Here is a 13725-nt window from a genome sequence, read left to right as displayed (position 1 = left end):
AGTGGTAGGGGTCAGGCGTCGCCGAGGGCGCGGTCGAGTTCCCTGCGGAGGATGGACTGGAAGGCCGCCACGTGCTGCGGTCCCATCAGGGTGTAGTGCTCGCCGGGTACGTCGATGTAACGGTTCTCCTCGGTGGTGTGCTCGTCCCAGCGGCGCAGCTCGTTCTCGAGCCAGTCCTCCTTGGTGCCGCGCAGCGGGATCGCGTAGAAGACGCTCATCGAGCGGACCTTGCCGCTGGGCGCGTAGCTGCGGCCCAGGTCGGTGAGGCTGTCGGCCAGTTCGGCCCAGGCCTTGAACTTCTCGAAGGTCAGGTCGAGTTCGGCGAGTCGGCCTTCGGGCGCGTGGTCGATGAAGTACGCCAGCTGCTCGTCCTTGGTCAACGGCCGCAGCCGGTCGGGGAGTTCCAGGGACTGCTTCTTGTCGATGAGCTCCAGGAAGAACGCAAGGTTGGCGGCGGTCTCGACGAAGTCCAGTTCGTCCATGCGGTACTTGATGTGCGGGGGCAGGTTGAAGCTGCCGACGAAGTCGACGCGTTCACCCTGGTCCTGGAGCACCTTGGCGATCTCGAAGGCGACGGCACCTCCGTAGGAGTATCCGGCGACGGCGTACGGGCCGTGCGGCCGGCGTGCGCGGATCGCCCGCACGTAGGTGTCGACCATCTCGGCGAAGCTGGTGAAGGGCGTCTCGCCGGGGTTGAAGCCACGGGCGCGCAGGGCGTAGAAGGGCCGGTCGCCGACGAAGTACTTGGCGAGGTTGACGAAGACGAGGACCTCGCCGACGCCTGGGTGGACGCAGAACAGCGGTGTCTTGTCGCCACTGACCTGCATGGGCACGATCGGGTCGTACTCCTGCTCGCCGCTCGCGGCACCGTCGAGGTGGGCGGCGAGGGCCCGCACGGTCGGGGACCGCAGCACGGTGATGATCTGGAGGTCGGCGGCGCCGAGGCGCTGGGCCACCAGTGAGCGCAGCCGCAGGATGTCCAGCGAGGTGCCGCCGAGGTCGAAGAAGTTGGCGGTGGCGCTCAGCCGCTCCGGGTCGGTGTCGAACATCTCGGCGTAGATGCCGGCGAGGACCTTCTCGGTGTCGCCCTCGGGCGCGTTGTAGCCGCCGAGCCGGCGGAGCACCAGGTCGTCGACGGCGGCCCGGATCTCGTCGTAGACCCCCGTCTCCAGGCGTTTGCGCATCAGAGAGCGCTGGATCTTGCCGAGGCTGGTCTTGGGGAAGGCGTCCTCGGGCAGGGGCAGGATGAGGGCGGGCCTGAAGCCCCAGTGCATGACGACGCTGCTGCGGACGGCGGTCAGCACCCGGTAGAGGGCGAGTTCGTCGCCGGCTGCGCACTCCGGGTGGAAGGCGATGACCAGTTGCTCGGTGTCACTGCCGGGGGCGCGGGTGGGGAAGGCGGCGACATAGGAGCGGGCCACGTCGTCAAGGTCTTCGAGGACCGACTCGATGTCGTGGCTGAAGTAGTTGACGCCGTTGACGATGATGCTGTCCTTGCTGCGCCCGACCAGGGTGAGCCGGCCGTCGTCGATGCGACCGAGGTCGCCGCTGCGGAACCAGCCGTCGGGGGTGAAGGCGTCCCGGGTTGCCTGCTCGTTGTTGTAATAACCGGCCGTGATCATCGGGCCGTTGAGCTGGAGTTCGCCCACCTCGCCCATGCCCAGCTCGTGGTGGTCCTCCTCATCGGCGATCCGGATGCGCAGCCCCTCGACGGGACGGCCCAGGTTGGCGAACTCCTGGCCCTGGTCGGCCGCCGGGAACTGGGTGGAGTAGATGCTGCCGGCGCAGGTCTCCGACATGCCGAAGGCGGGCCAGAGGGCGTCGGCGCGCAGTCCATGAGCGGCGAAGCGGCTGAGGAACGTCTCGCCGGTGGTGCGGACGACGGCCTCGCCGCCGCTGATGATGTGCCGCAGCCGGGACAGGTCGAGGGCCTCACCGTCCTCCTCGTCGAGCCGGTCGGCCTGCGCATTGATCAGCCCCAGCAGGAAGTTGGGCGTAAAGGTCATGGTGACGCCGTAGCGGGAGACGATCCGCAGGAAGTTCAGCGGCTCCTGAAGGATGACGGGTGCCTCCACGTGCAGCTGGGTGCTGCCGGCGTACAGCGGGAGCATGTGGCACTCCAGCAGGGCGGCGACGTGATCGAAGGAGACCCAGTTGAGGCTGGTGTCCTCGTCGGTCAGCCGGTGGTAGCCGTTCTTGCCGGCCATGGAGGCGAGCAGGTTGGCGTGCGAGAGCATCACGGCTTTGGAGTTGCCGGTGGAGCCGGAGGTCAGCACCAGGACGGCGGTGTCCTTGGGGTCGGCCTCGTGGCAGGTGCCGTCGGGCTTCTCGGCGTACAGCTGCTCCAGGGCGGCCACCGACAGGTTCTCGGCGCGCGGGAGTTCGGCGGCGATGGTCTCGCTGGTGACGATCAGCGGGTGGTCGAGGAGGGTGTCGACGTGGGCGAGCTGAGCGGCCCAGCGCTCCGGGTCGCCGCCGAGCGCGGCCATCGGGCAGGGTATGAAGCCGCCCAGCTGGCAGGCCCAGAACGCGGCGAGGAACTCCTTCGGCTTGTCAAGGAGCAGCACGACCTTGTCCCCGACGGCGAGACCGTGTCCGCGCAGGCCGCCGAGCACGGAGCGGGCCGCGTCGAGGAGTTCGGCATAGCTCTGGAAGGGCGCGTCGGGGTCGGTCGCGCTCCGGGGGTAGCGCAGCCCGGATGCCGGGTGGTTCCGGGCTGCGTCGCGCAGCAGATCCACGATGGTCCGTGTGGTCGGAAGGGCTGTGGTCATGTCGAGGCCTTCTCTTCCTGTCGCGCCGGTGGCCGGGTTGTGGTGGCCGTGGACGGGTAGGGCACGGATGACGGCCACGGGTGGTGACCGCGACGCCTTGGCGGTACGGCGGGTCGAATGGCATGCGGGGGCCTGTACTCAACGGCGCGCGACGCACCGTTCAACTGGGGAGGCCGGGCCGCGAAAATCTCCGGAAAAGCGCACCGGAACAGCGCACGCGCAGGCTACGACGGAACCCCGACAAGAGAGATCGAGCGTTCCGGAACACTGGGCAAGTACCTGTACATCGTCCCCCACCGACCAGGTCAGTACCGAGAGCCACGACGCCGGGGCTCTGAATACCCGCCGAGAATAGAAACCGGCACACCGGCTTGTCAAAGGAGCCTGGGAATGCGGCAGAAAAAACCGGAAGGGGCCGGGGAGCACAGCGCCTTCAACTCAATCCCGCATTTCCGCGACTTGCCGCCCGTTACATTACGCCCAGAAGGCCCTGAATTACGTCGGAGCAATTTTTCCTTACGGGCGGTGTAAGCAATCAAGACGCGACGGGAAATGGAACCGCCCCGACCCTGAGGCCGGGGCGGAGGGAGGGCAGCTACGACAGCTGTGCTTGCACCCGGGACGAGATCAGCTCCAGGTGGTCCAGGTCGGCGAGGTCGAGGATCTGGAGGTAGAGGCGGCCGGCGCCGGTCTCCGCGTAGCGGCCGATCTTGTCGACGACCTCGGACGGGGTGCCCGCCAGGCCGTTGGCCTTCAGTTCGTCGACCTCGCGGCCGATCGCGGCGGCCCGGCGGGCGACCTCCTGGTCGTCCTTGCCGACGCAGACGACCAGGGCGTTGGAGTAGACGAGTTCCTCGGGCCGCCGGCCGGCCTCCTCGGCGGCGGCGCGCACCCGGGCGAACTGGCGCTCGCTGTCCTCGATCGAGGCGAACGGCATGTTGAACTCGTCGGCGTACCGGGCTGCCAGCCGCGGGGTGCGACTCGCGCCGTGACCGCCGATCAGGACCGGGATCTTCTGCTGGGCGGGCTTGGGCAGCGCGGGCGAGTCGGTGAGGTCGTAGTACTTGCCGTGGAAGTCGAAGGTGTCGCCGACCTTGGTCTGCCACAGGCCCGTGACGATCTCGAGCTGCTCCTCGAGCCGGCCGATCTTCTCCTTCGGGAACGGAATGCCGTACGCCTTGTGCTCCTCCTCGAACCAGCCGGCGCCGAGGCCCAGCTCGACGCGGCCGCCGGACATCTGGTCGACCTGCGCGACCTGGATGGCGAGCACGCCGGGCAGGCGGAAGGTACCGGCGGTCATGAGGGTGCCCAGGCGGATGCGCTTGGTCTCGCGGGCCAGTCCCGCGAGGGTGATCCAGGCGTCGGTGGGGCCGGGCAGGCCGTCCACGGAGCCCATGCGGAGATAGTGGTCGGAGCGGAAGAAGGCGTCGAAGCCCAGGTCCTCGGTGGCCTTGGCCACCGCGAGCAGCGTGTCGTAGGAGGCCCCCTGCTGGGGCTCGGTGAAGATGCGAAGATCCATACCTCCATCCTGCACGCCACGGTGCCGGTCAACCCCACCGGTCCCGCCGGGCACTCCCGTCCACGGTCGGGTGAAAATCCGTGGTCACCCGGCCTGCGGCGGACCTGGCCAGTGACCCGTTCCGGTGGTGGTCGTTGGCTCGTGCGGAGCCGGACCGCCCGGCACCCGCGCCGGCGGCCGTCGCCGGGATGTCACTCGTTCGGCCTCCCCGCGGGGGCCTGGGGCCGAGGAGGCCGTCATGTCCGAAGAGTCCGTGCCGCAGCAGGGCGGCGCCGGCCGGCCGAAGGGCTTGCTGCAGCAGATGGAGGAGCTGATGGCGGCACTGAACGCGGACCTGTCGGCCCTCGACGCGGATCTGCAGTCCGCGGGGCGGGGCGTCGAGGAGGGCGAGGCGGGCTGAGGCCCGGGCCCCTTCAGCCTGTGCTAACCCGCCTCCCTCTCGGGTAACGCCTCTTCCCGGTCCGCGAGTCTGCGCAGCATCTCCCGGACCCGGTCCCTGGACTCGTCCGCCGCGTCGATGGCCTCCATGCACTGCCAGTAGGTGCTCTCGTCGTCCGCGGCGCAGGCGAGTCCCACCAGGGCGATGCCCACCTCGCCCAGGAGGCCGCCGAGGCAGAGCAGGGCCTGGCGTGCGTCGCCCAGGTCGGTGAGCTGGGCCGCGCGCAGGTCCTCGGTGGCGAGGTGCGGGGTGTCGAGGACTCCGCAGCCGCGGCCCGCCAGCTCTGTCAACCCCAGTGCCTCGCCGCGCAGTTCGGGCGGGCCGGAGACCGCGAGGCGGCTGCCTATCGCCTGCGCCAGGGCCTGCGCCTGCCACACCTCGGTCATGGTCTCCGGAGCGTCGCCGCTCCCTGCAAGGGCACGTCTGCTCGTCACGATGAGCCGCACAGCGTCCATGCCGCTGCCCCCGTCTGTCTGGACGCACTGCCCGCACGTCCGCCCGAACTCCGCTGTCCACTACCCAGAGTGAGGGCGTGCGGGACGGAAAGCCAGAGGAAGACCGAAATCTGTGGACAACAAATCGGTTTCGGGCCGGTTTTTGACTCCGGAGAGTGAAAGTGGACTGAACCACTCCCGGCAGCCGCCCTGTTCGACTACGGCGCCGGGAACCTCCGTTCGTTGCGGTCGATCTTCGCGTCCAGCGCCGCGAGCGGGTCGATGTCCAGTACGTCGCACAGCTGCAGCAAGTAGGCGAGCACGTCCGCGACTTCGTCCGTCACGCGGTGCGCGGTGTCCGGGTCGTCCATGACGCGGGCCGACTCCTCCGGCGTCAACCACTGGAAGATCTCGACCAGTTCGGAGGCCTCCACGCTGAGCGCGGCGACGAGGTTCTTGGGGGTGTGGTACTGCCGCCAGTCGCGGGCGGCGGCGAAGTCGGCCAGCCTGCGCTGCAGTTTCGCCACGTCGAGATGATCGGTCACGGCTCCAGGTGTACCACCGTGACGGGCTCCGGCCCGGCCACTCCGGTGGCCCACGAGGCGTCGCTGACCGCGGCCACGACCCGGATGTGGCCGCGGCCGGCGGTCCGCAGGGCCAGCCGCAGCAGTTCCCGTCGCTGCCGTGGGTCCAGTGAGCGGTCGAAGCCGTCGGCGAGGACGGTGAGCGTCTGCATGGCCGCGGGCACCTCCCCGGCGGTGTCCACCTCCAGGACGCCCGGCCCGGTCAGCAGGACCAGCGCGAGGGCGAGGTATCTGAGCTCGCCGTCGCCCAGCCGCCGCAGAGCTGTCCGGAAACCGTCGCCGCGGTCGAGCAGTGCCTGCACGGTCCCGTCGCCCAGCGGCTCGGCGAGCACGTCGGCCACCGGCCCCGCGCATCCGGCGCGCACCACCTCGACGAGCAGCGCGTGCCGTCGCGTGCACTCGGCGCGGGTGCGCCACAGGACGTCGGCTAGGTTGTCGCAGCCGCCGAGGAGCAGTCCGGAGCCGAGCGGGGCGGGGGCCCGCATCCGGCCGGGGCGCGGATCGCAGGCGAAGACGGACCGCAGGGCGACCACCATCTGTTCGGCGGCGGCGAGCACCCGGCGCTGTCCGTCGGTCTTGCCGGCCACCCGCAGCGGCAGCAGCGCGGTGCCGAGCCGGTCGTCGGGCAGCGGCGCCCGCGTCACCGGCGCCGATCCCGCGGTGTGCCAGGCGGCCTGCACGGTCCGGCGGGAGGGGTCGCGCAGGGCGGTCTCCAGGAGCACAAGACCGCCCGCGGTCAACCGCTCGCCCACGATGCGCAGTTCGGGCTCCGCCTGCACGGCGACGTCGAGCCGGACCGGCCCCTCGGGCCCGTCGGCCGTACAGCCGATACGGAATCCGCGCCGCCGCTGCGCATCGGGCCGCGCCCGCTCGGGCACGCAGTCGGCCGCGTCGGGGAACACCTCCCCGAGCTCTGCACCGCCACCGAGCCGGGCCAGCGCCTCGTACGCCCGCAGCGCACTCGTCTTCCCGCAGCCGCTGCCCCCGGCGAAGAGGGTGACCGGCCCGAGCACGAAGGCGGCCCGCCGGTGTCCGGCGAAGGCGGACAGCCGCAGCTCGGTGACGCAGGGCCGGTCCGGGCGCGAGCGGTCCGTGAGGGTTCGCAGCGGGGACGACGTATCGGAGTTCGCCGCGGGCGGCACGGATGACACGGTCATGTCCGGACCGTAGGGCCATGTCCGGAAGGTGAACCGTTACGGCGTCGGGAGCTTCCTACGATCGGGGGACCAGGGTCAGGAGCCGGCCGCCGAGGCGCTCGCCACCAGGTCGGTGACCTCGGTGTCCGCGGGGGCCAGCAGGAAGACGTTGCGGTCGACGCGGTGCATGCCGCTCGCGAGGCCGAAGACGACTCCGGTGCTGAAGTCGAGGACGCGCTTGGCGACCTCGGCCTCCGCACCGCTCAGGTCGAGCAGCACGGGAACGCCGGCCATCAGGGTCTCGGCGACCTCTCGGGCGTCGGCGAAGACATTGACCCTGAGGACGACGAAACGGCGCCGGGCTTCCGTCAGCGCTTCCGGGTGCGCGCGGTGGTCCACCGAGGACGGCCAGGCGTCGCGCCCACGCAGCGGCACGACCTGGGCGAGCCCTTCCCACTGTTCATCGGTGACGTCGTGGCTGTTCACCGGCTCCCCCCGAACTGACTCGCACTCATTGCCTGCACCAGCCAATTCTTACGCCAAGTCACCCGTTCGGCCCAACAGCGACACGGTCCGCGACGGTCACAACCGTTTCGCGGTGACGAGAACCAGTCAGGCAGGGACCGGTTCCTGCCGAACCGTCCTCTTACCCGCCTCACACCGGACTCTTCACCTCCGGCCACGTACTGCTCACCGGGCGCGACTAGCGTGCCCCGACGTGCACTTGGCAGAAACCCAGCTGGTGACACCCGGCCGGCGGACGCAGTCGGCGGTGTCCGCCCCACCGGAACCTCCCGCGCAGTGGCATCGCGTGCTGACACTGCTGGCGAACGTCAGCCTGTTCATCGGTACGCGCACGGTGTGGACGCAGGCGGCGAGTCACCGGCCGACCGTGGCCGCCGTCATCTCGGTGTGTTACGCCTCGATCCTGGTGTGCGGGGTGCTGGCGCTCGTCGTGCGCCGGGCCCGGTCGCTCGCGCGGCTCGACGCGGTCGTGCTGGTGACCGCCGTGGTCCTCGCCCTGTGCGCCTGGGCCATGAACCACGGCGGCTCGGACGAGGCGGTGCTGACCACCCAGGCCGCCAAGGAGCTGGTCGCGGGCCACACCGTCTACGGGCATCCGTGGCCCTGGCTCTTCCAGAAGGGCATCGCCCTCACCACGACCTTCGACGGCGGCTACGACTACACCTACGGCTATCCCCCGCTCGCCACCCTGCTCACCGCACCCCTGCTGTGGATCGGCCACGGCGGCGCCCCCGCGACGGCGGTCAGCACGGGCGCGCTGATCGTCGGCACGGTCGTGCTGTGGCGGATGCTGCCGGTGCAGTGGCGGTCGGCGGCGACCATGGCGTGCCTGGGCTTCGGGTTTCTGCCGACCTACGGCCGTGAGGGCTACCCGGCGATCACCGCGCTGGCCCTGCTGATCCCGGTGGTGGTGCGCTGGCCGCGGATCGGACAGGGCGGGCGGCTCGGGGCGGCCGGTGTCGCACGGGCCGCATGCCTGGGTGCCGCGTGTGCCGCACAGCAGCTGCCCTGGTTCCTGACGCCGTTCCTGCTGGCCGGTATCTACGCGGTGCGCCGTGGTGAGCTGGGCGGACGGGCGGCGACGCTGGTGGTGGCGCGGATCGCCGGGATCGCCGCGGCCGTGTGGCTGCTGATCAACACGTACTTCATCGTGAGCGAGCCGAGCACCTGGGTCGGTGGCATCGCGCTGCCGCTGACCCAGGGGGCGACCCTGCACGGGCAGGGCCTCGTGGGCGTGTCGCTGTACTACACGAACGGCAGCGACCGGGTCGAGTGGTACGGACATGCGAGCATGCTGCTGGCCGCGGCCCTGCTCGGGCTGCTGATCCTGTTCATGCGCCGGCTGGGGCCCGCGGCGACCGTCCTGCCCTGGTGCGCCTTCTATCTGGCGACCCGGTCCCAGGACGGCTACTACCTGATGATGACGCCGCTGTGGCTGGCGACCGCCATCACCGCGCCGCCGTCCGAGTTCGTACGGGCCTGGCAGCCGCGCCCGGGCCTGCTGACCGGCCCCCGCCGGCGCCCGGCGCTGGCCGCGACGGCCGCGCTGCTGGTCGCCCCGGCGCTGGTGAGCGCCGTCGTGGCGGTCACCGGGAAGCCGCCGCTCAGGATGGAGATCGCCTCCGTGCGGCGGACGGCGGCGGACGCGAACGTCCTCACCCGGCTCAGTCTGCGGGTCACCAACAAGGACGACAGCGCCCTGGAACCGCACTTCATGCTCACCGTCGGCCAGGGCCTGCGGCAGTACTGGACGGTCCTGAAGGGACCGGCCACGCTGCCCGCGCACGCCTCGGCCGACTATGTGATCCGGCCGCCGGCCGACGGGAAGTTCACCCTGCCGGGCCCGAAGGCCCGGCTCCGGCTGCGGGTCTTCACACCCACCCCGCAGACGCTGTCCAGCATGGACCTCCACCTGCGGGCGCGCGGCACCCGCTGACGCGCGTCAGGCCGCCGTACGCACGAAGCGGAGCGTGGCGGCGACCGTGGTCAGGCCGCGGATCATGCCCAGCTGGTTCCAGCCCAGGCCGAACTCGCCGCGGTCCACGGTGAACTCCGTGTCCAGCGTGAGCGCGTCGGCGTCCGCACCGGCGAGGCGGGCGGTGAGGGTCTGCGGGCGGCTGATGCCGCGCACGGTCAGCTGACCGGAGACCTCGACGGTGTCGCCGGCGCCGGCCTTCGCGCTGCGGACCGCGAAGGTGATCTCGGGGTGGTTCGCGGTGTCGAAGAAGTCGGCCGAGCGCAGGTGCTCGTCCCGCTTCTTGTTCTTGGTGTCGAGGGTGGCGGCGTCCAGGGTCAGGGTGCCGGTGGCGGAGCCGTCGGGCTGTACCTCGCCCTGTCCGCCGACGGCGCCGAAGGTTCCCTTGACGGTGACGAGACCCCACATCGTCTTGTGGCGCAGGGCGACGGTGGAAGCGGCGGCGTCGAGCTGCCAGACACCGGTTTCGACGGCGACGGTCATGATCTTCTCCAGTGAGCAGTGAGCGGGGATCCGGGGGGATCCGAGGGAAACAAGTACTTCAAATTTGGATGACTACGACGGTAGACCATTATCCAAATCTGGACAACCCTCCGGTCCAAATTTGAACAACAGGTAGACTCGACACCATGGCCGACCCCGAGGAGCACCCCACCGACCTGCCCGAATGCCCGTCCGCGCAGGGTGGCGGACTGCTGCCCAAGGAGCTGCGGGCCTGGATGGTGATGCTCGGGGCAGTGGGGGCGGTGGAGCAGGAACTGCGGTCGGTAGTGAAGGAACGCCTCGACGTCTCGCACGACGAGTTCCTGATCCTGTGCCTGCTCGCCGAGCAGCCCAGGACAGGGCTGCGCATGACGCGGATCGCGGAGCTCCTCGGCCGCCCGAAGACCCGGCTCACCTACCAGATCGCCTGTCTCCAGCACGCCGGGCTGGTCACCCGCCAGTCGGTCTGCGGCGACAAGCGGGGTATCGAGGTGGCCCTCACCGACAAGGCCCGCCGCCTCCTGGAGGAGGCCTCCGGCACCCTCGCCTCGACGGTCACGCGGGCCCTGACCCATGTGATGGGCCCGGACCAGCACGAGGCGATGTGCGGCCTGCTGCCCGAGCCGGCCAAGGAGGCCGAACCCACCGGGGAATCCGCGCTCGCCGAGCAGTCCGAGCGGCCGTAGCGCGTGGTGACCCGCGCGCTCCTGGGTACTCGGCCATCCCGTGCCGGCGATCGCAGGAGGGCTCCATGGGCGCACTGGACCTGCCCGAACCCGTCGTCCGCAGTGGAGCCGCGCCGCCGGTCGACTCTGCGGGGCTGGAAGCCGCGCTGCGTGAGAGGGTCGACGGCGAAGTCCGCTTCGACGCCGGGAGCCGGGCCGCGTACTCCACCGACGCCTCCAACTTCCGGCAGACCCCGATCGGCGTCGTCGTGCCCCGCACCCCGGAGGCGGCCGCGGAGGCGGTGGCCGTCGCCCGCGAGTACGACGCGCCCGTCCTGTCGCGCGGCGGCGGGACCAGCCTCGCCGGGCAGTGCACCAACGCGGGCGTGGTGATCGACTGGTCGAAGTACTGCCACCGGCTGGAGTCCGTGGACCCGGACGCCCGTACCTGCGTCGTCCAGCCCGGCATCGTCCTCGACGAACTGAACCGGCAGCTCGCCCCTACCGGCCTGCGCTACGGCCCCGAGCCCGCCACCCACATGAACTGCACCATCGGCGGCATGATCGGCAACAACTCCTGCGGCGCCACCGCCCAGGCCACCGGCAAGGTCGTCGACAACATCGCCCGTCTGGAGGTGCTGCTCTACGACGGCACCCGCTTCTGGTGCGGTGAGACGAGCGACGAGCAGTACGCCGAGATCGAGCGGCACGGCGACCTGCGGGCCGCCCTCTACCGGCAGTTGCGCGCCCTGCGGGACCGGTACGGCGACGAGGTCCGCCGCCGCTACCCGGACATCCCGCGCCGGGTCTCCGGCTACAACCTGGACTCGCTGCTGCCCGAGCACGGCTTCGACGTCGCGGGACTGCTCGTGGGCAGCGAGTCGACGCTGGTCACCGTCCTGCGGGCGGAGCTGGAGCTGGTGCCCGTGGTCAAGGAACGGACGCTGGTCGTGCTCGGGTTCCCGGAGATCGCCGTGGCCGCCGACGCCGTACCGGCGATCCTGCCGTACGAGCCGATGGCGCTGGAGGGCGTCGATGCGCGGCTCATCAGGGACGAGCGGATCAAGCGCCTCAATCCGAAGGCGCGCGCCCAGATGCCCGAGGGCAACGCCTTCTTGATGGTGCAGTTCGGCGGGGACACCGTCGAGGAGTCCGACGAGCGGGCGCACCGGATGCTCGACGGGCTGCACGAGTCCGAGCACGAGGCCGCGGTGGCCTTCCTCGACGACCCCGCCCACGAGGAGGAGCTGTGGCAGGTGCGCGAGTCCGGCCTCGGTGCCACCGCGCACGTCCCGGGCAGGCCCGACACCTTCGAGGGCTGGGAGGACTCGGCGGTGGCGCCGGAGCGGCTCGGCGACTATCTGCGCCGACTGCGCCGCCTCTACGACGAGTTCGGGTATCTCAGCGACACCGGGCCCAGCCTCTACGGCCACTTCGGGCAGGGCTGTGTGCACACCCGGATCCCCTTCGACCTGTACTCGGCCGACGGGGTGGCCACCTATCGGCGGTTCATGGAACGGGCGGCCGATCTGGTCGCCGAGTTCGGCGGGTCCTTCTCCGGGGAGCACGGGGACGGGCAGAGCCGCGGTGAGCTGCTGCCGCGGATGTTCGGCGAGGAGCTGGTCGAGGCCTTCGGGCGGCTGAAGGCGGTGTTCGACCCGCTCGACCGGATGAACCCGGGCAAGGTCGTGGAGCCGTACCGGCTGGACGAGAATCTGCGCCTGGGCGGCGACTGGGCCCCGTACGCGCCCCGTGAGCTGCACTTCCGCTTCCCGGACGACGGGGGGTCCTTCGCCGAGGCCGCCAACCGGTGCGTCGGCGTGGGCAAGTGCCGGCAGCTGACCAACAAGGGCGGCGCGGTGATGTGCCCCTCGTACCAGGTGACCCGGGAGGAGGAGCACTCCACGCGGGGGCGGGCGCGGCTGCTGTTCGAGATGCTCGACGGGCACGGCGACAGCGCGATCCGGGACGGCTGGCGGTCGGAAGCGGTACGGGACGCGCTCGACCTCTGTCTGGCCTGCAAGGGCTGCAAGAAGGACTGCCCCGCCGATGTGGACATGGCGACCTACAAGGCGGAGTTCCTGTCGCACCACTACGAGGGCAGGCCCTGGCGCAGGCCCCGCTCCGACCTGTCCATGGGCTGGCTGCCGGCCGTCGCCCAGGCCGTCGGCCGGGCCGGGCTGGGGCCGCTCGTCAACGCGCTCACCCACACCCCGCCGCTGTCCCGGGCGGCCGTGGCGGCGGCCGGTGTCGAGAACCGGGAGATACCGCTGTTCGCGGGGCGGACGCTGCAGCAGTGGTTCGCAAGCCGTCGTGAGTCGTACGGCGACGGGTCCCGCGGGAGCGTCCTGCTGTGGCCGGACACGTTCACCAACTTCTTCCACCCGCATGTCGGGCAGGCGGCCGTGGAGGTACTGGAGCACGCGGGTTGGCGGGTCGAGCTGCCGCGCGAACCGCTGTGCTGCGGGCTGACGTGGATCTCCACCGGTCAACTCTCCGTCGCCGAGCGGGTGTTGAGCCGAACGGTGCGTCGTCTCGCCGGGCATGTCCGGGCGGGCGGGCTGGTGGTCGGCCTGGAGCCGAGCTGCACCACCGTGTTCCGTTCGGACATGGGCGAGCTCTTCCCCGGCGACCGTGACGTGCGCAGGCTCCGCGACCAGACGGTGACGCTCGCCGAGCTGCTCACCGAGCACTCCCCCGGCTACCAGCCACCGCAGGTGCCGGACCGTTCCGCGCGGGCGCTGGCGCAGGTGCACTGCCACCAGCATGCGGTGCTCGGCTGGGACGCCGACCGCGAACTGCTCGGCCGGGCCGGCGTCGACGCGGAGCAACTGGAGTCGGGCTGCTGCGGACTGGCCGGCAACTTCGGCTTCGAACGCGGCCACCTGGACGTCAGCGAGGCCTGCGCGGAACGCGTGCTGCTGCCCCGGCTGCGCGAGACCGACCCCGCGACGGTACTGCTGGCCGACGGCTTCAGCTGCCGCACCCAGGTCCACGAGTTCGACAGCGGCGGCCACGAGGCGGTGCACCTCGCGGAACTGCTGGCCTCGGCGCTGCCCGACGGTGCGCACGGCAGCGCCTACGGCGTCGGTGCGGGCGTACGGCCGGCCCCGCCGGACCGCCGCGCCCAGTCCCTCGCCCTGGCCGGGGTGGGGCTTGGCGCGGCGGCCGCCGCAGCAGGCGTGACCCGCCTG

At 71.1% G+C, this 13725-nt stretch carries 11 protein-coding genes; 4 read left to right on the top strand and 7 right to left on the bottom strand.

Translation table 11 applies throughout. From position 1 onward, the window contains the following. Nucleotides 1–11 precede the first annotated feature (11 nt). Both AB0N07_RS05675 and AB0N07_RS05670 read right to left on the bottom strand, forming a co-directional pair. On the bottom strand, nt 12–2771 hold the full coding sequence (locus AB0N07_RS05675) for a non-ribosomal peptide synthetase (RefSeq protein WP_365832396.1): 2760 nt from the start codon (nt 2769–2771) through the stop codon (nt 12–14). Between the two features lie 595 nt (nt 2772–3366). Continuing rightward, nucleotides 3367–4290: an LLM class F420-dependent oxidoreductase gene (locus tag AB0N07_RS05670; protein ID WP_365832394.1), complete on the bottom strand. Its 924-nt coding sequence runs from the start codon at nt 4288–4290 to the stop codon at nt 3367–3369. A 238-nt stretch (nt 4291–4528) separates the two neighbouring features. Between AB0N07_RS05670 and AB0N07_RS05665 the strand changes: the two genes are divergently transcribed. Next, nucleotides 4529–4690 (top strand): hypothetical protein, encoded by a 162-nt coding sequence (locus AB0N07_RS05665; protein WP_365832392.1) that lies wholly within the window; start codon nt 4529–4531, stop codon nt 4688–4690. Nucleotides 4691–4713: 23 nt separating this feature from the next. On the opposite strand, the gene AB0N07_RS05660 is transcribed toward AB0N07_RS05665, so the two are convergent. From AB0N07_RS05660 to AB0N07_RS05645, 4 genes are all read right to left on the bottom strand, one after another. Beyond that, entirely contained in the window at nt 4714–5184 is a 471-nt protein-coding gene (locus AB0N07_RS05660; protein ID WP_344401806.1) for a DUF6099 family protein, read from the bottom strand. Nucleotides 5185–5381: 197 nt separating this feature from the next. Beyond that, the gene (locus AB0N07_RS05655; RefSeq protein ID WP_344401805.1) at nt 5382–5708 is read right to left on the bottom strand and encodes a nucleotide pyrophosphohydrolase; all 327 of its coding nucleotides are present in this window, start codon (nt 5706–5708) and stop codon (nt 5382–5384) included. After that, nucleotides 5705–6904: an ATP-binding protein gene (locus tag AB0N07_RS05650; protein ID WP_365832389.1), complete on the bottom strand. Its 1200-nt coding sequence runs from the start codon at nt 6902–6904 to the stop codon at nt 5705–5707. Before AB0N07_RS05650 ends, AB0N07_RS05655 begins: the two co-directional genes overlap by 4 nt. Nucleotides 6905–6979: 75 nt before the next feature. After that, nucleotides 6980–7369, bottom strand: coding sequence for a cell division protein SepF (locus tag AB0N07_RS05645; protein ID WP_365832387.1), 390 nt, complete (start codon nt 7367–7369; stop codon nt 6980–6982). A gap of 286 nt (nt 7370–7655) precedes the next feature. Between AB0N07_RS05645 and AB0N07_RS05640 the strand changes: the two genes are divergently transcribed. Next, nucleotides 7656–9344, top strand: a complete 1689-nt coding sequence (locus AB0N07_RS05640) for a hypothetical protein (RefSeq protein ID WP_365832678.1) — start codon at nt 7656–7658, stop codon at nt 9342–9344. Nucleotides 9345–9350: 6 nt separating this feature from the next. Here the strand turns inward: AB0N07_RS05640 and AB0N07_RS05635 are convergent, their stop codons facing one another. Continuing rightward, a complete protein-coding gene (locus tag AB0N07_RS05635) occupies nt 9351–9866 on the bottom strand; it encodes a YceI family protein (protein WP_365832385.1) in 516 nt (171 codons plus the stop codon). A 146-nt stretch (nt 9867–10012) separates the two neighbouring features. Here AB0N07_RS05635 and AB0N07_RS05630 point away from each other — a divergent pair, with 146 nt between their 5' ends. Both AB0N07_RS05630 and AB0N07_RS05625 read left to right on the top strand, forming a co-directional pair. Further along, nucleotides 10013–10552, top strand: a complete 540-nt coding sequence (locus tag AB0N07_RS05630) for a MarR family transcriptional regulator (protein WP_365832383.1) — start codon at nt 10013–10015, stop codon at nt 10550–10552. Between the two features lie 65 nt (nt 10553–10617). After that, a partial coding sequence (locus AB0N07_RS05625; RefSeq protein ID WP_365832381.1) for an FAD-binding and (Fe-S)-binding domain-containing protein occupies nt 10618–13725 on the top strand: 3108 nt, incomplete at its 3' end.

Origin of the sequence: Streptomyces sp. NPDC051172, assembly GCF_040682555.1 — a bacterium.
In the GTDB taxonomy this organism is placed as follows: Bacteria; Actinomycetota; Actinomycetes; order Streptomycetales; family Streptomycetaceae; genus Streptomyces.
The sequence above is the reverse complement of the archived record's forward strand: the minus strand, read 5'-3'. Positions and strand labels throughout refer to the sequence as shown.

What these genes read in the sequence shown, in the direction of transcription:
- AB0N07_RS05675 (WP_365832396.1), bottom strand. Translation starts at nt 2,771, where the DNA reads ATGACCACAGCCCTTCCGACCACACGGACCATCGTGGATCTGCTGCGC.
- AB0N07_RS05670 (WP_365832394.1), bottom strand. Translation starts at nt 4,290, where the DNA reads ATGGATCTTCGCATCTTCACCGAGCCCCAGCAGGGGGCCTCCTACGAC.
- AB0N07_RS05665 (WP_365832392.1), top strand. Translation starts at nt 4,529, where the DNA reads ATGTCCGAAGAGTCCGTGCCGCAGCAGGGCGGCGCCGGCCGGCCGAAG.
- AB0N07_RS05660 (WP_344401806.1), bottom strand. Translation starts at nt 5,184, where the DNA reads ATGGACGCTGTGCGGCTCATCGTGACGAGCAGACGTGCCCTTGCAGGG.
- AB0N07_RS05650 (WP_365832389.1), bottom strand. Translation starts at nt 6,904, where the DNA reads ATGACCGTGTCATCCGTGCCGCCCGCGGCGAACTCCGATACGTCGTCC.
- AB0N07_RS05635 (WP_365832385.1), bottom strand. Translation starts at nt 9,866, where the DNA reads ATGACCGTCGCCGTCGAAACCGGTGTCTGGCAGCTCGACGCCGCCGCT.
- AB0N07_RS05630 (WP_365832383.1), top strand. Translation starts at nt 10,013, where the DNA reads ATGGCCGACCCCGAGGAGCACCCCACCGACCTGCCCGAATGCCCGTCC.